The sequence below is a fragment of the Streptomyces sp. NPDC033845 genome (genome assembly GCF_055576225.1).
Map to the genome: position 1 here is coordinate 858,406 of NZ_JBVIRI010000001.1, position 18,894 is coordinate 877,299.

Annotated in this window: 14 protein-coding genes; all 14 read left to right on the forward strand. The window is 74.5% G+C overall.

Annotation, left to right across the window (positions count from 1 at the left end):
* The first annotated feature begins 141 nt into the window (after window positions 1–141).
* The gene (locus tag ACZ50K_RS03930; RefSeq protein WP_468897048.1) at window positions 142–1,242 is read left to right on the forward strand and encodes a mechanosensitive ion channel family protein; all 1,101 of its coding nucleotides are present in this window, start codon (window positions 142–144) and stop codon (window positions 1,240–1,242) included.
* A 189-nt stretch (window positions 1,243–1,431) separates the two neighbouring features.
* Window positions 1,432–2,598, forward strand: a complete 1,167-nt coding sequence (locus tag ACZ50K_RS03935; protein ID WP_468897216.1) for an ROK family transcriptional regulator — start codon at window positions 1,432–1,434, stop codon at window positions 2,596–2,598.
* Window positions 2,599–2,708: 110 nt separating this feature from the next.
* Complete coding sequence (locus ACZ50K_RS03940; RefSeq protein ID WP_468897050.1) at window positions 2,709–4,043, forward strand: ABC transporter substrate-binding protein; 1,335 nt, start codon at window positions 2,709–2,711, stop codon at window positions 4,041–4,043.
* Between the two features lie 6 nt (window positions 4,044–4,049).
* Window positions 4,050–5,006 carry a carbohydrate ABC transporter permease gene (locus ACZ50K_RS03945; protein ID WP_468897052.1) on the forward strand — a complete coding sequence of 319 codons (957 nt, stop codon included), beginning with the start codon at window positions 4,050–4,052 and terminating at the stop codon, window positions 5,004–5,006.
* Window positions 5,003–5,842: a carbohydrate ABC transporter permease gene (locus ACZ50K_RS03950; RefSeq protein ID WP_468897054.1), complete on the forward strand. Its 840-nt coding sequence runs from the start codon at window positions 5,003–5,005 to the stop codon at window positions 5,840–5,842. Before ACZ50K_RS03945 ends, ACZ50K_RS03950 begins: the two co-directional genes overlap by 4 nt.
* A gap of 5 nt (window positions 5,843–5,847) precedes the next feature.
* Window positions 5,848–7,113, forward strand: coding sequence for a 6-phospho-beta-glucosidase (locus ACZ50K_RS03955; protein ID WP_468897056.1), 1,266 nt, complete (start codon window positions 5,848–5,850; stop codon window positions 7,111–7,113).
* Window positions 7,104–8,150, forward strand: a complete 1,047-nt coding sequence (locus ACZ50K_RS03960) for an N-acetylglucosamine kinase (RefSeq protein ID WP_468897058.1) — start codon at window positions 7,104–7,106, stop codon at window positions 8,148–8,150. Before ACZ50K_RS03955 ends, ACZ50K_RS03960 begins: the two co-directional genes overlap by 10 nt.
* A 260-nt stretch (window positions 8,151–8,410) precedes the next feature.
* Complete coding sequence (locus tag ACZ50K_RS03965; RefSeq protein ID WP_468897060.1) at window positions 8,411–9,802, forward strand: hypothetical protein; 1,392 nt, start codon at window positions 8,411–8,413, stop codon at window positions 9,800–9,802.
* 13 nt (window positions 9,803–9,815) lie between these two features.
* Complete coding sequence (locus ACZ50K_RS03970; RefSeq protein WP_468897062.1) at window positions 9,816–10,859, forward strand: glutamate ABC transporter substrate-binding protein; 1,044 nt, start codon at window positions 9,816–9,818, stop codon at window positions 10,857–10,859.
* A 26-nt stretch (window positions 10,860–10,885) separates the two neighbouring features.
* The gene (locus tag ACZ50K_RS03975) at window positions 10,886–12,121 is read left to right on the forward strand and encodes a hypothetical protein (RefSeq protein WP_468897064.1); all 1,236 of its coding nucleotides are present in this window, start codon (window positions 10,886–10,888) and stop codon (window positions 12,119–12,121) included.
* Window positions 12,118–14,907 (forward strand): serine/threonine-protein kinase, encoded by a 2,790-nt coding sequence (locus ACZ50K_RS03980; RefSeq protein WP_468897066.1) that lies wholly within the window; start codon window positions 12,118–12,120, stop codon window positions 14,905–14,907. Before ACZ50K_RS03975 ends, ACZ50K_RS03980 begins: the two co-directional genes overlap by 4 nt.
* 3 nt (window positions 14,908–14,910) lie before the next feature.
* Complete coding sequence (locus ACZ50K_RS03985) at window positions 14,911–16,476, forward strand: protein phosphatase 2C domain-containing protein (protein ID WP_468897068.1); 1,566 nt, start codon at window positions 14,911–14,913, stop codon at window positions 16,474–16,476.
* A 24-nt stretch (window positions 16,477–16,500) separates the two neighbouring features.
* Window positions 16,501–17,826, forward strand: a complete 1,326-nt coding sequence (locus ACZ50K_RS03990) for a vWA domain-containing protein (RefSeq protein ID WP_468897070.1) — start codon at window positions 16,501–16,503, stop codon at window positions 17,824–17,826.
* Window positions 17,827–17,934: 108 nt separating this feature from the next.
* On the forward strand, window positions 17,935–18,888 hold the full coding sequence (locus ACZ50K_RS03995) for an FHA domain-containing protein (RefSeq protein ID WP_468897072.1): 954 nt from the start codon (window positions 17,935–17,937) through the stop codon (window positions 18,886–18,888).
* Window positions 18,889–18,894 lie beyond the last annotated feature (6 nt).

An 18,894-nucleotide genomic window follows, 5' to 3' on the forward strand; every position in this document is an offset into this window, starting at 1 on the left:
CAGCACCTTCCTTCCCGGGTGAGTCCGGTCTCTCCCCCCGGCAGGGCACCGGACTCCTGCGCGGGCCCGGTTAGTGTGGATGGCCTGCCCGCAAGCACCCCTCTGTCCGCGGGCAGACGGCCATACCTGGAGGTTCCCGTCGTGCCCTGGCCCGCCACCCTGCTGCCGCTGGCGTCCGCGTCCACCGTCCCGGACGGACCGGACGCGCCCAGCAGCGTCCAAGAGGCGCAGGAGAGCGTCACCAACGCCGCGAGTTTCATCGAGGAGAACTGGGCCACCTGGCTGAGCGTCGGCCTGCGGATCCTGCTGATCATCGTGATCGCGGGTGTGGTCCGCTCGGTGGTCCGCAAGGCGCTGACCAAGCTGATAACCCGGATGAACAGCGGTGCGGAGGCCGTGGAGGGCACCGCGCTGGGCGGGCTGCTGGTCAACGCGGAGCGGCGGCGGCAGCGTTCGGAGGCGATCGGTTCGGTGCTCCGCTCGGTGGCCTCGTTCCTGATCCTGGGGACGGCGGCGCTGATGGTGCTGGCCGCCCTGAAGATCGATCTGGCCCCGCTGCTGGCGAGTGCCGGTGTGGCCGGTGTGGCCATCGGTTTCGGTGCGCGGAACCTGGTGACGGACTTCCTGTCCGGGGTCTTCATGATCATGGAGGACCAGTACGGGGTCGGTGACAAGATCGACGCGGGGGTGGCCTCCGGCGAGGTGATCGAGGTCGGCCTCCGGGTCACCAAGCTGCGCGGGGACAACGGCGAGATCTGGTACGTCCGCAACGGCGAGATCAAGCGGATCGGCAACCTCAGCCAGGGCTGGGCCACCGCGATGGTGGACGTGACGGTGAAGCCGACCGAGGACCTGAAGCAGGTCCGCGAGGTCATCCAGCGGGTCGCGGACACCATGGCGAAGGAGGACCCCTGGGACGAGTACCTGTGGGGTCCGGTGGAGCTGCTGGGCCTGAACGAGGTGCTGCTGGCCTCGATGACCGTGCAGATCTCCGCGAAGACCATGCCGGGCAAGCAGTTCGCGGTGCAGCGGGAGCTGCGCTGGCGGATCAAGGAGGCCTTCGACGAGGCCGGCATCCGGATCGTCGGCGGTCTGCCGGACCCGGAGGAGGAGGGCCCGGCCCCCGACCCGTCCGCCTCGGTGGCCCCGCCCTCGGCACACGCCAACCCGACCTCCCCGCAGTCCCTGGCGGCCAGCCCGATCCCGCCCGCGCCCGGGGAGCGCGTCCGGATGACCAAGTAACCGTCCCCCGCCCCTGCCGCTGCCCCGCCTGACCCACGGTCCGGCGGGGCAGCGGCATGTTCGGGGGTGTCGGCCATTGACAGCGGCCTCCCACTGACAGGAAACTTCCCTAACAGTTCCCCTCCGCGTGAAAGAGAGCCCGGTCCCTTGGCCAGCATCACCCCCGGAACCCCCAGCCTGCTGCGCGCCATGAACGACCGGGCCGCCCTGGAACTGCTGCTGGCGCACGGCCCGCTCTCCCGGACCCGGATCGGCCGCCTCACCGGACTGTCCAAGCCCACCGCCTCCCAGCTGCTGGCCCGGCTGGAGGCCGCCGGACTGGTGGTCGCCACCGGCACCGCGAGCGGCCGCCCCGGCCCCAACGCCCAGCTGTACGCGCTGAACGCGGGGGCCGCGCACGTGGCCGGACTGGACGTCACCCCGGACCGGATCCGGGCCGGGGTGGCCGATCTGACCGGCACCCTCTGCGGCAGCTTCGAACTCCCCACCCGCAACCACCCCGGTCCGGTCCCCGAGCAGGTCGCGGAGGCCCTCGCCGGTGCGGTCGGCGCGGCCGGGCTGGCGCTGCCGGACGTCCACCGCCTGGTCATCGGCACCCCCGGCGCCTTCGACCCGCACACCGGCGCACTCCGCTACGCCAGCCACCTGCCCGGCTGGCACTCCCCCACCCTGCTGGCCGAGCTGGCCGCCGCCCTGCCGATGCCGGTGGAGTACGAGAACGACGTCAACCTGGCCGCCGTCGCCGAGCAGCGGCTCGGCGCGGCCCGCGGCCACGAGGACTTCGTGCTGCTGTGGAACGAGGAGGGCCTGGGCGCCGCGCTGGTCCTCGGCGGCCGGCTGCACCGCGGCTGGACCGGCGGCGCCGGCGAGGTCGGGTTCCTGCCGGTCACCGGCCATCCGCTGGTCCGCCGGGTGACCCGGGCCAACTCCGGCGGCTACCAGGAGCTGGCCGGCCACCAGGTGGTCGCCCGGCTGGCGGCCGAGGCCGGGATGGAGCCCGCGGGCCCCGACGAGGGCACCGGGGTGGAGGCCGCCGCGGCCCTGCTGCGCCGGGCCGCCGCCGACCCCGAGGGGCCCGGTCTCCGGCTGCTGAGCTCCTACGCCACCGCCCTGGCCACCGGTCTGGCCTCGCTGGTGGCCGTGCTCGACCCGGAGATCGTGGTGCTGTCCGGCGCCGTGATCGCCGCCGGCGGGGAGCCGCTGCACGAGCTCCTCACCACCGAACTCGCCGACCTGGCGCCCTGTCGGCCCCGGCTGGTGGTCGGCGAGGTACGGGAGCACCCGGTGCTCCGCGGGGCGCTGGAGAGCGCCCTGGCCGCCACCCGGGACGAGGTCTTCGACACCTCCCGGCGCTGAACCCCCGCCCCCCGACACCCCGTCCACCGCGCCCGCCCCATCCGCCGCACCCGCTCCACCACCCCGCTGCACCCCTCAAGGACGTCCCCCGCGCAGAGAGTGACACCGCCATGCCCGCAATCTCCCGCCCGGCCGCCGCCGTGCTGTTCGCCGCCGCGATATCCGTACTGGCCACCGCCTGTACCGGGTCCACCCGGAACGGGGCCACCGACGATCCGAACCAGGACGTCACCATCGGCTTCTGGCACGGCTGGTCCGCGCCCGGCGAGGTCAAGGCCATCGAGGAGAACATCCGGCGGTTCGAGGCGGCGCACCCGCACATCAAGGTCAAGGTCACCGGCAACATGACCGACGACAAGATCAACCAGGCGCTGCGGGCCGGCGGCGACAAGGCCCCCGACGTGGTCTCCTCCTTCACCACCGACAGCGTCGGCAAGTTCTGCAACTCGGGCGCCTTCACCGACCTGAACCCCTTCCTGCGGAAGTCCGGGCTGGACAAGACCAAGGTGTTCCCCAAGTCCCTGCTGGACTACACCCAGTTCAAGGGCAACCAGTGCACCCTGCCGCTGCTCAACGACGCCTACGGGCTGGTCTACAACAAGGACGCCTTCAAGGCGGCCGGGATCACCGCCCCGCCGAAGACCTGGAGCGAGTTCACCGCCGTCGCCGAGAAGCTCACCAAGCACCAGGGCGACTCCTACGAGCAGGTCGGCCTGATGCCCGTCTTCCACGGCTACGAGACCACCCCGATGCGGCTGGCCGCCCAGTGGGGCCCCACCTACTTCGACGCCGAGGGCCGCTCCAACCTGGCCAAGGACCCCGCCTTCACCAGCATGCTGAAGGCCCAGAAGGCCCTGGTGGAACAGCTGGGCGGCTACGCCAAGCTGGAGCGCTTCCGGGCCGGCTTCGGGGACGAGTGGGGCGCCGAACACCCCTTCCACCAGGGCAAGGTCGCCATGCAGATCGACGGCGAGTGGCGGCCCAACATGGCGAAGGAGGCGGGCGTCGACTTCGAGATCGGCACCGCGCCGCTCCCGGTCCCCGACGAGCAGGCCGCCGACTACGGCAAGGGCTACGTCTCCGGCACGATCATGGGCATCGCCTCCGGCAGCCGGAAGCAGAACGCCTCCTGGGAGCTGGTGAAGTACATGACCACCGACACCGAGGCCGTGGTGGCCTTCGCCAACGCCATCCACAACGTCCCCTCCACCCTCGGGGCGCTCGCCTCCCCCAAGCTCCAGGCGGACCCGAACTTCCGGACGTTCATCGACATCGCCCGGCACCCCAAGTCCTCCACCACCCCGCCGCAGGCCGACGGCGGCACCTACCAGCTGACCTTCACCGACCTGGCCTACGCCCACGAGAAGGGCGCCGTCTCCGACCTGCCGGCCGCGCTCGCCAGGACCGACGCGCAGATCGACACGGACATCGCGAAGGCGAAGTAGCCCCCGATGACCACCCACGGCACCCCGCCCGCGCTGCGGGCCAAGCACCGGGCCGCGGCACTGCGCACGCTGGCCTTCCTGTCCCCGTGGCTGATCGGGGTCGGCGTCTTCTTCCTCTACCCGCTGCTGTCCACGGTCTACTTCTCCTTCACCCGCTACGACGGCTTCCGGCCGCCGGTCTTCAACGGGCTGGACAACTGGACGTACGTGTTCACCCAGTACCCGATGTTCTGGCCGGCGATCCGCAACACCCTGTGGCTGGTCGTGGTCACGGTGGTCTGCCGGGTCGGCTTCGGGCTGGGCGTCGGCCTCCTGATCACCCGGGTGAAACTGGGCACCGGGATCTTCCGCACCCTGTTCTACCTGCCGTACCTGGCCCCGCCGGTGGCCGCCACCCTGGCCTTCGTGTTCCTGCTGAACCCCGGCACCGGGCCGGTCAACACCCTGCTGGACGGGGTGGGGCTGCCGCAGCCCGGCTGGTTCACCGACGCCGACTGGTCCAAGCCCGCGCTGACCCTGCTGGCGGTGTGGGGGGTCGGCGACCTGATGGTGATCTTCATGGCGGCGCTGCTGGACGTGCCGAAGGAGCAGTACGAGGCGGCCTCGCTGGACGGGGCCGGCTCCTGGCAGCGGTTCCGGCACATCACCCTGCCGAACATCTCCCCGATCATCCTGTTCGCGGTGGTCACCGGGGTGATCCAGGCGATGCAGTACTACACCCAGCCGCTGGTGGCCGGGAAGGTCGCGGCCGGTGTGATCGGCGGCTCCGGCCAGCAGTTCGAGCCCGGTTACCCCGACAAGTCCACCCTCACCCTGCCGCAGACCATCTACAACCTCGGCTTCCAGCGCTTCGACTACGGCTCCTCCGCGGTCCTCGCGCTCGTCCTGTTCGCCCTCTGCATGGCCTTCACCGCCCTGCTGATGCGCCGCCGCGGCGGCCTGCTCGGAGACGAGGCCCGATGAACCCGCACCGGCGCCACGCCGTACTCCACTGGATCGCCGTGCACGCGCTGGCGATCGCGGCCGCCCTGTTCTTCACCCTGCCGTTCGTGTTCGTCCTGCTGACCTCGCTGATGAGCGATCAACAGGCGCTCACCCGCGACCTGGTGCCCGACACCTGGGTCTGGGAGAACTACACCCGGGTGTGGCACACCCCCGGCTTCCTCACCTGGTGGCGCAACACCCTGCTGTACGCCGGACTGGGCACCCTGCTGACCCTGCTCTCCTCCGTCCCGGTGGCGTACGCGCTCGCCCGGTTCCGGTTCCGCGGCCGCCGGCTGTCCCTGCTGGTGGTGATCGCCACGATGATGCTGCCGCCCCAGGTGGTGATCATCCCGATGTACCTGTTCTGGGCCAAGCAGCTGGACCTGTCCGGCTCGCTGTGGCCGCTGATCATCCCGCTGGCCTTCGGCGACGCCTTCTCCATCTTCCTGCTCCGGCAGTTCCTGCTCACCATCCCCGACGCCTGTCTGGACGCGGCGAAGGTGGACGGCTGCGGGGAGTTCCGCACCCTGGTCAAGGTGGTGCTGCCGATGGCGAAGCCGGCCGTGGCCGCGGTCGCCCTGTTCCAGTTCTTCTGCCTGTGGAACGACTACTTCGGCCCGCAGATCTACGCCTCCGACAACCCGGCCGCCTGGACGCTCAGCTACGGGCTGGAGTCCTTCAAGGGCGCCCACCACACCGACTGGAACCTCACCATGGCCGCGACCGTGCTGGTCATGGCCCCGGTGATCGTCCTCTTCTTCTTCGCCCAGAAGGCGTTCGTCGAGGGCGTCACCCTGACCGGAACGAAAGGCTAGCCAGCATGAAACTCGCAGTGGTGGGCGGCGGCTCCACCTACACCCCCGAACTCGTCGACGGGTTCGCCCGGCTCCGCGACACCCTGCCCGTCACCGAACTGGTCCTCGTCGACCCGGCTGCCGACCGGCTGGAGCTGGTCGGCGGCCTGGCCCGGCGGATCTTCGCCCGGCAGGGCCACCCCGGGAAGGTCACCACCACCACCGACCTGGACGCCGGGGTGGCCGGCGCCGACGCCGTCCTCCTCCAGCTGCGGGTCGGCGGACAGGCCGCCCGGCAGCGGGACGAGACCTGGCCGCTGGAATGCGGCTGCGTCGGCCAGGAGACCACCGGCGCGGGCGGCCTCGCCAAGGCCCTGCGGACCGTCCCGGTGGTCCTGGACATCGCCGAACGGGTCCGCCGGACCAACCCGGACGCCTGGATCATCGACTTCACCAACCCGGTCGGGATCGTCACCCGAGCCCTGCTCCAAGCCGGCCACAAGGCCGTCGGACTGTGCAACGTGGCCATCGGCTTCCAGCGGAAGTTCGCCGCACTGCTCGGCCTGGCCCCCGCCGAACTCCACCTGGACCACGTCGGGCTGAACCACCTGACCTGGGAGCTCGGGGTGCGCCGGGGCGGCCCGGACGGCCCCGACCTGCTGCCCGGGCTGCTGGCCCGGCACGGCGAGGCGGTCGCCGCCGACCTGCACCTGCCCCGTCCCCTGCTGGACCGGCTCGGCGTCGTCCCCTCCTACTACCTCCGCTACTTCTACGCCCACGACGAGGTGGTCCGCGAGCTCGGCTCCAAGCCCTCCCGGGCCGCCGAGGTCGCCGCCATGGAGCGCAGCCTGCTGGAGATGTACGGGGACCCGGCCCTGGACGAGAAGCCCGAACTGCTGGCCAAGCGCGGCGGCGCCTTCTACTCGGAGGCCGCCGTGGACCTGGCGGCCGCCCTGCTGGGCGACGGCGGCTCCCCCCTGCAGGTGGTCAACACCCGCAACGACGGCACCCTCCCCTTCCTCCCCGACGACGCCGTGGTCGAGGTGCAGGCCCGGATCGGCGCGGACGGCCCGGTCCCGCTGCCGGTGCCCCGTCTGGACCCGCTGTACTCCGGTCTGATCGCCCAGGTCACCGCCTACGAGGACCTGGCCCTGGACGCGGCCCTGCGCGGCGGCCGCGAGCGGGTCTTCCGGGCCCTGCTCTCGCACCCGCTGGTCGGCCAGTACGACAAGGCCGAGGGGCTCACCGACCGGCTGCTCGCGCACAACAAGGAGCACCTCTCATGGGCCTGAGCAGCACCGGCGGCAGCCCGTCGGGCCGGGCCGCCGACCGGACGGCCCGGCCCGCCGTGCTCGCCGTGGACGCCGGGAACAGCAAGACCGACGCGGCGCTGATCGGCGCCGACGGCTCCGTCCTGGGCACCGGGCGGGCTGGCGGGTTCCAGCCCGCCGAGGCCGGGGTGGAGGCGGCCGTGGACGTGCTGGCCGAGGCCGTCGCCGAGGCCGTGGAGGCCGCCGGACCGGCCGGAGCCCCCTACGCGGACCGGGTGTCGGCCTGTCTGGCCAACGCCGACCTGCCGGTCGAGGAGGCCGCCCTGGCCGAGGCCCTGGGACGGCGCGGCTGGGGCCGGCACACCCGCGTGTACAACGACACCTTCGCGGTGCTGCGGGCCGGGCTCCCGCAGGGCGCCCCGGCCCGCGGGGTGGCGGTGGTCTGCGGGGCCGGCATCAACTGCGCCGGTCTGCTGCCCGACGGCCGGACCGCCCGGTTCCCCGCGCTGGGCGCGCTGTCCGGGGACTGGGGCGGCGGGGCCGGCCTGGCCCGGGAGGCGCTGTGGCACGCGGCCCGGGCCGCGGACGGCCGCGGCGGGCCCACCGCCCTGGCGGAGGCGCTGCCCCGGCACTTCGGGCTCGGCTCCATGGCCGAACTGATCGAGGCCCTGCACCTGGGCGGGCTGCCGGCCGCCCGGATCCACGAGCTGGTGCCGGTGCTGTTCGCGGTGGCCGACGCCGGGGACCCGGTCGCCGGGTCCCTGGTCGAGCGGCAGGCCGAGGAGGTCGTGGCCATGGCCTCGGTGGCCCTGGAGCGGCTGGACCTGCTCGCGGAGGAGGTCCCGGTGGTCCTGGGCGGCAGCGTGGTGGCCGCCCGGCACCCCCGGCTGAACGACCGGATCGCCGCGCTGCTGGCCGAACGGGCCCCGCGCGCCGTGCTGTCGGTGGTGACCGCCCCGCCGGTGCTGGGCGCGGCCCTGCTCGGCCTGGACGCGCACGGGGCCCCGCCCTGCGCACACGCCAAGCTGCGCACCCACTTCCCGGACGCGCACGGATAGCGGGCGGCCCCGGGTTCCCCCCTCCCCCCCGTCCCCGGGCCTGCGGGCAGGGCTCCGGCCGGGAACCGCGGCGGCCGGGCGGACGTATAGACGGTGAAAGGGGGGACGGGGGCGACGGGGGCCACGTGGAGGGGCGCCGGTGCCGGTATCGGGGCGTTCCGGAATCGGATCACCCGGGATCCGCCATCGGATGCTGCGCACACCGGTCCGTCGGCCATACTGCTGCGACGACAGCAGTCCCACGACCAGGGGGAGGTCAGGTGGCCACGATCACCAGCGCGCCCGCGCCGGAGGGCACCGGCGCGCCTCCGCCCAGGCCGCGGAACGCCCTGCTGGAGGGGGCCGAGCGGCTGCGGGCCGCCGCCACCACCGAACCGGGCCGGCTGCGGATCATCGGGGCCCTGCTGGCCGTGCTGGTGGTGGCCTTCGGCGCGGTGACCGCCTGGCAGATCACCGACCGGACCGCGGCCGCCGACGACGTGGTCAACCGCAGCCAGCCGCTGAGCGCGGACGCGGCGAGCATCTACCGCTCGCTGGCCGACGCCGACACCACCTCGGCCGGCGGGTTCCTGGCCGGCGCCCAGGAGCCGCGGGCGGTCCGCGAGCGGTACGAGAAGGACATCGCGGGGGCCTCCCGGCTGCTGGTGAAGGCGGCCGCGCACACCGACGGCAACTCCGCCTCGGGCCGGGAGATCGCCCTGCTGGGCGAGCAGTTGCCGCGGTACACCGGGCTGATCGAGCAGGCCCGGGCCACCAACCGGCAGGGGCTGCCGCTCGGCGGGGCCTATCTGCGGTACGCCAACGAGCAGATGAGCAGCAAGCTGCTGCCGGCCGCCCAGCGGCTGTACGAGTCGGAGACCCGCCGGCTGTACGCGGACCACGACGCGGCCCGGTCCTGGCCGCTGGCCTCGCTGGGCACCGGAACCCTGGTGCTGGTGGTGCTGGTGTGGGCGCAGCGGCGCAACTACCGGCGGACCCACCGGGTGTTCAACCACGGGCTGGTGGCCGCCACCGCGGCCTCGGCGGCCCTGCTGCTCTGGCTGGCCGCCGGCCACACCATGGCCCGGTCCGGACTGGACGAGGCCCGGGCCCGCGGCCAGGAGTCGCTGAAGGTCCTCAACGACGCCCGGATCGCCTCCCTCCAGGCCCGGGCCAACGAGAACCTCACGCTGATCTCCCGGGGTGCCGTGCTGGCCGAGGACGGCAAGTCGGACAAGTACGACGTGGACTACGCCCAGAACATGAAGGATCTGACGGCGGGCCTGGCGGCCGCCCGGGAGCTGGCCGACGACACCCCGGGGGCGACCCCGGTGGAGCAGGCGGCGGAGGGCGCCGGGCAGTGGCAGCAGCGGCACGCGGCGGCCCGGGAGAGCGATGTGAAGGGCGACTACGAGCTGGCCCTGCCCCAGGTGATCGGCGGCTCCGACAAGAACGGGGTGTCCTGGGACCGGACCAGCAGCGGTGCCTCCTTCGACACCGTGGACGGCAGCCTGGCGCAGGCGGTGGCCCACGAGCAGCGGGAGTTCACCATCGCGGCCGGGGACGGACTGGCCGCGCTGGGCGGACTGGTGACGGGTGCGGCGGGGCTCACGGCGGCGGGCGCGGCGGCGGCGCTGCTCGGCATCGGGCGCCGGCTTTCGGAGTACAGGTGAGATGCGGGTGCGCATGAGGCGGTACGGAGACGACAGCGGGCCGGGCCCGGTCCGGCGCGGCGGCCACCGGCGCAGCCGCTGGCGCGGCTGGGGCGGGGTGTCCGCGATGGCCGGGGCCTGCGCGGTGACGGCCGCGGCGGTGCTGCTGCCGCTGGCGCACGGCGCCCCGGGAACCGGCGGCCCGCCCGCCTCCCGGCCGGCCGCCGGTGCGGCCCGGCTGCCCGCCGTCACCCCGGTCCGGCCGGGTGCGGACACCTGCGCGGACCCGTCGGCCAGTCTGCGCCCGGACGGGGTGGACGGTGCCGCGATCCGGCGGATCAAGGCGGCCGGGAAGCTGGTCGCCGGGGTGGACCAGAACAGTTTCCGGTGGGGTTACCGGGACCCGGCCACCGGGCAGCTGACCGGTTTCGACATCGATCTGGTGCGGGCGATCGCCCAGGACGTCCTCGGTGACCCGGACGCGGTGATATACCGGGCGATCCCCACCAGCCAGCGGGTGCCGGCCCTGAAGGAGGGGCGGGTGGACGTGGTGGTGCGGACCATGACCATCAACTGCAAGCGGCTGGAGGAGGTGGCCTTCTCCACCGCCTACTTCGAGGCCGGGCAGCAGCTGCTCGCCCCGAAGGGCTCCGCGCTGAGCGGCTACGACGCCCGGCTGAAGGACAAGCGGATCTGCACGGCGGCCGGTTCCACCGCGGAGGCGGAGCTGAAGAACGAGTCGTTCGGCTCGGTGCCGGTCAGCGTGCCCAACCAGCTGGACTGCCTGGTGCGGCTCCAGCTGGGCGAGGTCGACGGGATCGTCACGGACAACGCGCTCGCCGCCGGCCAGGCCGCCCAGGACCCCTCGGTGGAGCTGGTGGGCCGGCCGTTCACCAAGGAGTTCTACGGGGTGGCCATGAACAAGGGGGCGACCGATCTGGTGCGCCGGGTGAACAAGGTGCTGGAGGACTACCGGGCGGGCGGCGCGTCCAGCCCCTGGATGACCTCCTACGACCGCCATCTGGGCGCCGACCTCGGCGAGGTCTCCGCGCCGCCGGCCCCGAAGTACCGGGACTGAGCGGGGTGGCCGGAACGGAGGCGGTGATGGACCGCGACGAGGTCGACCGCGCGCTCGGCCGGCTGGCGGCCGAGCACGAGGCCGTGGAGAGCTCGCTGCTCGCCCTCCAGGACCATGCCGGCCGGCGGCTGCTGGAGGGTGCGGCGCTGACCGGCGAGACCCGGGAGCGCTGGGCCGCCGCGGACGCCTCGATCACCCGGCTGTGGACGTACTTCGAGGCGTACAGCGGGGCGCTGTCGGCCGCCCGGGAGATCCGTGAGCGGCGGCGCTGGCCCAACCGGGAGGACCTGGTGGAGCTGACCGAGCGGCTGCGCGGCCCCGGGGTGCTGATCGCGGGCGCCTCGGTGAGCGGCGACCGGCTGGCGGAGCGGCTGTCGCTGGCCGAGCTGGTCGCCCGGATGAACGAGCTGTACGCGGGTTCGCTGGACGTGGTGGTGGCCGCCGACTCGGTCTGGTCGGCGCTGCCCGCCCGGATCGACCTGCTGGCCGCCGAACTGCACCGGACCGGCTCGCTGGCCCATTCGGTGGGGGTCCGGCCGGGCGAGCACCCGGCCGGTGACGACCTGGCGGAGATCACCGCCGAGCTGACCGCGCTGCGCGCCGAGGTGATCGCCGACCCGCTGGCCTTCTGGGCGGCCGTCCCGGGCAGTTCGGCGCCCGGCGGCGGCCGGCCCGACACCGCCCGCTACGACCGGGCGGCGCTGGCCCTGGAGGAGGTCCGGCGGGAGGTGGAGGCGGTGCTGGACGTCCGGCAGGACGCGGAGGCCCGGCTGATCGCGCTGCGGGACGTGCTGTCCCGGGCCGACCGGACCCTGGCGGAGGCGCGGACCGCGCGCGGGGAGGTCCTCGCCAAGATCGCCGCCTCCGAGGTGCCGGCGGTGAGCGGCCCGCCGACGGTGCTTCAGGAGCAGTTGGCGGCGGCCGCCGAGCACCGCCGGCACGCCCGCTGGCACCGGCTGTCGCCGCTGCTGGAGGCGCTGGAGGTGCGGGCCGAGGACGAGCTGCGCCGGGCCCGCGAGTCGCTGACGGCGGTGACCGCTCCGCTGGCGGTGCGGGCCGAGCTGCGCGGCCGGCTGGACGCGTACCGGGCGAAGGTGGCCCGGCACGGGATGGCGGAGGACCCGGTGCTGACCGAGCGGTACGACACGGCCCGCCGGATGCTGTGGAGCGCGCCCTGCGACCTGCGGGCCGCCGAGCAGGCGGTGCTGCGCTACCAGCACGCCGCGGCCGAGGCGCTGACGCCGAGAGAGGACCACGTATGAGCCTGGCCGGGACTCCCTGCCGGCGCCCCGACTGCCCCGGGGCGTACGAGGACATGGGCGGCGGGGAGCTGTACTGCGACAGCTGCGGGATGGCGCCGGAGGCGGCCGCCTCGGAGGTGGTGTCGCCGCCGACCGGGATGACGAGCGCGGCGCGCGGCGGGGCCGGCGGGTCACGGCCCTCGCACCCTTCGCAGCCTTCTCACCCTTCGGTCCCGTCCTCCTCGCGGTCCTCGGCGCGTTCCTCGTCCCGGTCCTCCCGGTCCTCGTCCTCGCGGCGGTCGGTGTCCGGGCGGCTGTCCCGGGCGCTGTCGGGTGCCGTGTCCACCCGGTCGGTGTCGGTGCGCAGTTCGGGCTCCGGCACGGGCGGGTCGGGGCGCAACCGGCTCGGGGCCGGGCTGGTGAGCGTGCCGGAGGTGCCCCGTCCGGATCCTTCGGCGGCGGTCCTGGAGAACCCGGAGGTCCCCGAGCGGAAGCGATTCTGCTCGCGTTCGGACTGCGGTGCCCCGGTGGGGCGTTCGCGCGGGGACCGGCCGGGCCGCACCGAGGGCTTCTGCACCAAGTGCGGTCATCCGTACTCCTTCGTGCCCAAGCTGCGCGGCGGTGACGTGGTGCACGGCCAGTACGAGGTGGCCGGCTGTCTGGCGCACGGCGGTCTGGGCTGGGTGTACCTGGCGGTGGACCGGGCGGTCTCCGACCGCTGGGTGGTGCTGAAGGGCCTGCTGGACACCGGGGACCAGGACGCGATGGCGGCCGCGATCTCGGAGCGGCGGTTCCTCGCGGAGATCGAGCACTCCAACATCGTGCGGATCTACAACTTCGTGGAGCACCTGGACCAGCGGACCGGCTCGCTGGACGGCTACATCGTGATGGAGTACGTCGGCGGCAAGTCGCTGAAGGAGATCGCCAACGAGCGGCGCCGGCCGGACGGCCGCCGGGACCCGCTGCCGGTGGAGCAGGCCTGCGCGTACGGGATCGAGGCGCTGGAGGCGCTCGGGCACCTGCACAGCCGGAACCTGCTGTACTGCGACTTCAAGGTGGACAACGCGATCCAGCAGGCCGACCAGCTCAAGCTGATCGACATGGGCGCGGTGCGGCGGATGGACGACGAGGAGTCGGCGATCTACGGCACGGTCGGCTACCAGGCGCCCGAGGTGGCCGAGCTGGGCCCCTCGGTGGCCTCCGACCTGTACACGGTGGCCCGGACCCTGGCCGTGCTCACCTTCGACTTCCAGGGCTACACCAACGTGTTCGTGGACAGCCTGCCGGACCCCGAGCACATCGAGGTGTTCACCCGGTACGAGTCCTTCTACCGGCTGCTGGTGCGGGCCACCGACCCCGACCCGGACCGGCGGTTCGCCTCGGCCCAGGAGATGGCGGACCAGCTGACCGGGGTGCTGCGGGAGGTGGTCGCGCTGCAGAGCGGCCGGCCCCGGCCGCACCTGTCCGCCCTGTTCGCCCCGGAGCTCCGGGTGCCGGACACCCTGCTCTTCCCGGCCGACCCGGCTCCCGAGGTGTCCGCGCTGGGTGCCCGCCGGGGCACCGGGACAGGCCGCCGGGCCGCCCGGGGGACGGCGGGCCCGGCGGGCCTTCCGCTGCCGGGTGGGCCGCCCGGCGGTGCCGCCGCGCCCCCGCCGCCCCGACCGGACCCGTCACAGCCGGCTCCCCGGGTCCCGGCCGCCCCGGTTTTGGCCGCGGGCCCGCCGGGCGGGGCCCCGCTGACCGGCGGGCTGGGGACCACGGCCACCCATGTGGGCGTCGGGGCCGCCCCGGTGGCGGTGGCCGCGCCCGCGCCGGTCCCGCTGCTGCCGGCGCCCCGGCCGGAACCGGACCCGGGCGACCCGGTGGCCGCGGGCGGGCTGCGCGGGCTGGCCCGGCTGGACGCCCGGGACACCGCGCTGACCCTGCCGGTGCCGCTGGTGGACCCCGCCGACCCCAACGCCGGCTTCCTGGCCGGTCTGCTCGCCTCCGCCCCCGCCGAACTCCTGGGCGCCCTCGCGGCCGCCCCCGCCGACTCGGCCGAGCTGCGGCTGCGCGAGCTCCGTGCCCGGCTGGAGCTCGGCGAACCGGCGGTGGCCGGGCCGCTGGCCGAACTGGAGCGGCGGTACCCGGACGACTGGCGGGTGGTGTGGGCCCGCGGGATCGTGGCCCTGGCCACCGGGGACGACGAGGCCGCGGCGCTGTCCTTCGACGCGATCTACGACGCGTTCCCCGGGGAGCCGGCGCCCAAGCTGGCCCTGGGGCTGTGCGCGGAGATCCTGGGCCAGCTGGACAACGCCGCCGACTACTACCGGCTGGTGTGGATCACCGACCCCGGATTCGTCAGCGCCGCCTTCGGGCTGGCCCGGGTGCAGCTGGCCACCGGGGACCGGGCCGGGGCGGTGCGCACCCTGGAGTCCGTACCGGAGTCCTCGATCCACTACACGGCCGCACGGGTCGCCGCGGTACGGGCACGTCTGCGCGAACGGTCCCCGCGGGAGCCCCTGCTGGCCGACCTGAGGGCGGCCGCCGGGCAGGTGGAGGCGCTGCGGCGGTTCGGGCTGAGCCCGGAACGGCACGAACAGCTGTCCACCGAGGTTCTGGGCTCGGCCCTGGACTGGGTACTGTCGGGTAGCCGGGGTGCCGACCCCGGCCGGACCTCGCTGCTCGGCAGTCAACTCGACGAGCGGGGGCTGCGCTTCGGCCTGGAACGCTCCTACCGCGTCCTGGCCCGGCTGGCGCAGCGGGGCGAGGAGCGGATCGAACTGGTGGAACGGGCAAACCGTTTCCGTCCCCGGACGTGGGTGTGAGTGATGGAGCGGATGCAACAGCCCTCGGGCTGCCCCAGCTGCGCGGAGCCGTTGGAGGAGGGCGACCTCTTCTGCGGCCTCTGCGGACACGACCTCTCCGCGCCGCCGCCACCGCCGGAGGACCGTCCCACCCTGGCCGTGGCCGGTCCCCCGGCCGGGGCGTACGGCCAGGCCGCGCCGGCGCCCGGCTGGGGCAGCGCGGCGGGTGCCGCGCCCACCCTGGTCGGTGACCCGGCGGGCTGGACGCCGCCGCCCGCCCCGCCGGCGGTCCCGGCCCCCGCCCAGGCTCCGGCCCCCGCTCCTGCTTCGGCTCCGGCTTCGGCGCCTGCTCCGGCTCCGGCTCCGGCTCCGGCTCCGGCTCCGGCGTACGTGCCGGCTCCGGCGGCCGCCGAGGCGCCCGGCCCGGAGACCGGCCCGCCCGACGAGGGCTGGGCCGGGCACCGGCCCACCCGCTACGACGGACCGGCCGGGGAGGCCCACGCCGCCGCCCCCGGGGCCTCCGCGCCCGACGGCCCCGGCCCGTACGGCGGCCCGGCCGCCCCCGGCCCGGAGCGGCCCCGGGACCCCTACGCGGGGCACCCGGACAGCCCGGAGCCCCCCGCCGCCCAGCCCCCGGCCCAGGCCCCGGCACCGACCCCAGCTCCGGCCCCCGCCCCCGCACAGCCGCCGGCCGCCCAGGCCGTGGCCGGCGGGAAGACCTGTGTGGCCTGCCGGGCCGGGCGGGTGGACACCGACGGGTACTGCGAGAACTGCGGGCACGCCCAGCCGCGCGAGCGCGACCACGTCGAGGAGGAGCTCGGCAGCGTGGCCGCGGTCAGCGACCGGGGCCTGCGCCACCACCGCAACGAGGACTCCTTCGCGGTGTCCGCGACCGCCCTGCCCGACGGCTCCGCCGCCACCGTGGCCGTGGTCTGCGACGGGGTCTCCTCGGCCAGCCGTCCCGACGACGCCTCCGCCGCGGCCGCGGCCGCCGCCAACGAGGCGCTGCTCGACGCCCTGCCGCGCGGCGCGCACCCCCAGGAGGCCATGCACGCGGCGATCCTGGCCGCCGCCGACGCCGTCAACGCGCTGGCCCCGGAGGTCTCCGGGGCCCAGAACGCGCCCGCCTGCACCCTGGTCGGGGCGGTGGTCGGCAGCGGGCTGCTGACCGTCGGCTGGGTCGGCGACAGCCGGGCCTACTGGGTGCCCGACGACCGGACCGCGCTCCCCCACCGGCTCACCGAGGACGACTCCTGGGCCGCCCAGATGGTCGCGGCCGGTCTGATGGGCGAGGCCGAGGCCTACGCGGACGTCCGCGCCCACGCCATCACCGGCTGGCTGGGCGCCGACGCGTACGAACTGGAGCCGCACACCAAGACCTTCCGGCCGGACCACCCCGGTGTGGTGGTCGTCTGCACCGACGGCCTGTGGAACTACGCGGAGGCCGCGGCCGAACTGGCCGCCGTGCTGCCCGCCGACGCCTCCGAGCGGCCGCTGCACAGCGCCCAGGTGCTGGTCGGGCACGCCCTGGACGGCGGCGGGCACGACAACGTGACGGTGGCCGTGGTCCCGTTCACCCCGCAGGACTGACGGAGAGCCGAAGGAGACCCACCCGTGGCGAACTTCGCCAAGCCCAGCGCCCCCAGGTTCACCGCCGAGGTGTACCAGAACGAGTTCCTGCCGGTGGGCGGTCGGGACGTGCACGCGATCGTGACCGTCACCTCCACCGGCGGGGCGGCGGCCGCGCGGGCGTACGCCCCGCCCGGCTCCGCCGCCGTGGTGGTCATGGTGGACGCCTCCGGGTCGATGGAGTACCCGCCGGCCAAGATGGAGGGCGCCCGGCAGGCCACCGCCGCCGCCATCGACACCCTGCGCGACGGCACCTCCTTCGCGGTGATCGCCGGCACCCATGTGGCCAAGGAGGTGTATCCGGGCGGCGGCCGGCTGGCGGTCGCCGACCCGGTCACCCGGGCCGGCGCCAAGGAGGCCATGGGGCTGCTGCGGTCCGGCGGGGGCACCGCCATCGGCACCTGGCTGCGGCTGGCCGACGGCCTGTTCCGGGGCAGCCCGGCCACCATCCGGCACGGCATCCTGCTCACCGACGGCCGCAACGAGCACGAGGAGCCGGAGCGGCTGCGCGCCACCCTGGAGGCCTGCGCCGGCCGGTTCACCTGCGACGCCCGGGGGGTGGGCACCGACTGGGAGGTCAAGGAGGTGACCGGGATCGCGGGCGCCCTGCTCGGCACCGCCGACATCGTCGCCGATCCGGCCGAACTCGCCGCGGACTTCACCCGCATGATGGAGAAGACCATGGGGAAGGAGGTCGCGGGCGTGAGCCTGCGGCTGTGGACCCCGGTCGGCGCCGAGGTCCGGTACGTGAAGCAGGTGGCCCCGGCCGTCCAGGACCTGACGGACCGGCGCACCGAGGCCGGCCCGCGGGCCGGGGACTACCCCACCGGGTCCTGGGGGGACGAGGTCCGCGAGTACCACGTGTGCGTGCGGGTGCCGGAGGCCTCCGTGGGCCAGGAGATGCTGGCCGCCCGGGTCTCGCTGGTGCGGCCCGGCCCGCCGGGCGAACCGCCCGCCCCGCTGGCTCAGGGACTGGTCCGGGCGGTCTGGACGGACGATCTGGCGGCCTCCACCGCGATCAACCCGCAGGTGGCCCACTACACCGGGCAGGCCGAGCTGGCCCAGGTGATCCAACAGGGCCTGGAAGCCCGCAAACTGGGCGATATCGGCGGGGCCACCGCCAAGCTGGGCCGCGCCGTCCAGCTGGCCAGCGGATCCGGGAACGAGGGGACCGCCAAACTGCTGGCCAAGGTGGTGGATGTGGTGGACGCGGCTGCGGGTACTGTGCGACTGAAGGCGAAGGTGGCGGATGCGGACGAGATGACCCTCGAAACGCGTTCCACTCAGACCGTACGAGTGAAGAAGAACTGACGAGGCCTGCCGCGGGGCGGCAGGGAAGGGGGACGGGGATCCATGCCGACATGCCCGAACGGGCACCAATCGGTCTCCGACGACTGGTGCGAGGTCTGCGGTCACCGCATGGCCGCCCCCGCGGGCGCCCCCGCGGCGCCCTCCTACGGCTACGGCTACCCTCAGCCCGGCGCTGACGCCACCGCCCAGGCCGAGCTCTGCCCGCAGTGCCGGACCCCGCGCGAGGCCATGGCCCCGTTCTGCGAGGAGTGCCGGTACAACTTCCTGACCCGCACGGCCAGTCCGTACTCCCCGCCGCCGCCCGCACCGCAGCAGGCCCCGCACGCCCCGCAGCCGCCGCAGGCCCCGGCGCCGTTCTCCCAGGACCCCTACGACTATCAGGGCTCGCGGCCCTCCCAGGTCAACCGGCCGGCCGAGCCGCTGCCCGGCGGGGACGACTGGCTGCTCCCGCCGCCCGCCCAGCCGGCCCCGGGGCACTACGAGCAGCACCAGCAGCAGGCCCCGCAGCACCACCAGCAACAGCAGCAGCACCAAGGACAGCACCAGGCCCAGCACCAGGGGCAGCAGCAGCACCACCAGGGCCAGCAGCAGTACCAGGGGCACCAGCAGGGGCACCAGGAGCAGTCGCAGCAGCCCGGGTTCCCTGCGCAGGGCGGCGGCAGCTGGTCCGCGACGATCAGCCCCGACCGCTCCTACTTCATGGCGATGATGCAGCGCAGCGGCCCCGAGGCGGCCGGGCTCAACCTGCCCGCCTACTCGCCCGAGCAGCACCTCCCGCTCTCCGGCGGACAGATCACCATCGGCCGGCGCCGCGCCTCCACCGGGGAGTCCCCGGACATCGACCTGTCGGTGCCCCCGGAGGACCCGGGCGTCTCCCACCAGCACGCCGTCCTCGTCCAGCAGCCCGACGGCAGTTGGGCGGTGGTGGACCAGAACTCCACCAACGGCACCACCATCAACGGCGGCGAGGAGCCGATCCAGCCGTACGTGCCGGTACCGCTGAACGACGGGGACCGGGTGCACGTCGGCGCCTGGACCACCATCACCGTCCGCCGCGGCTGACCGCCC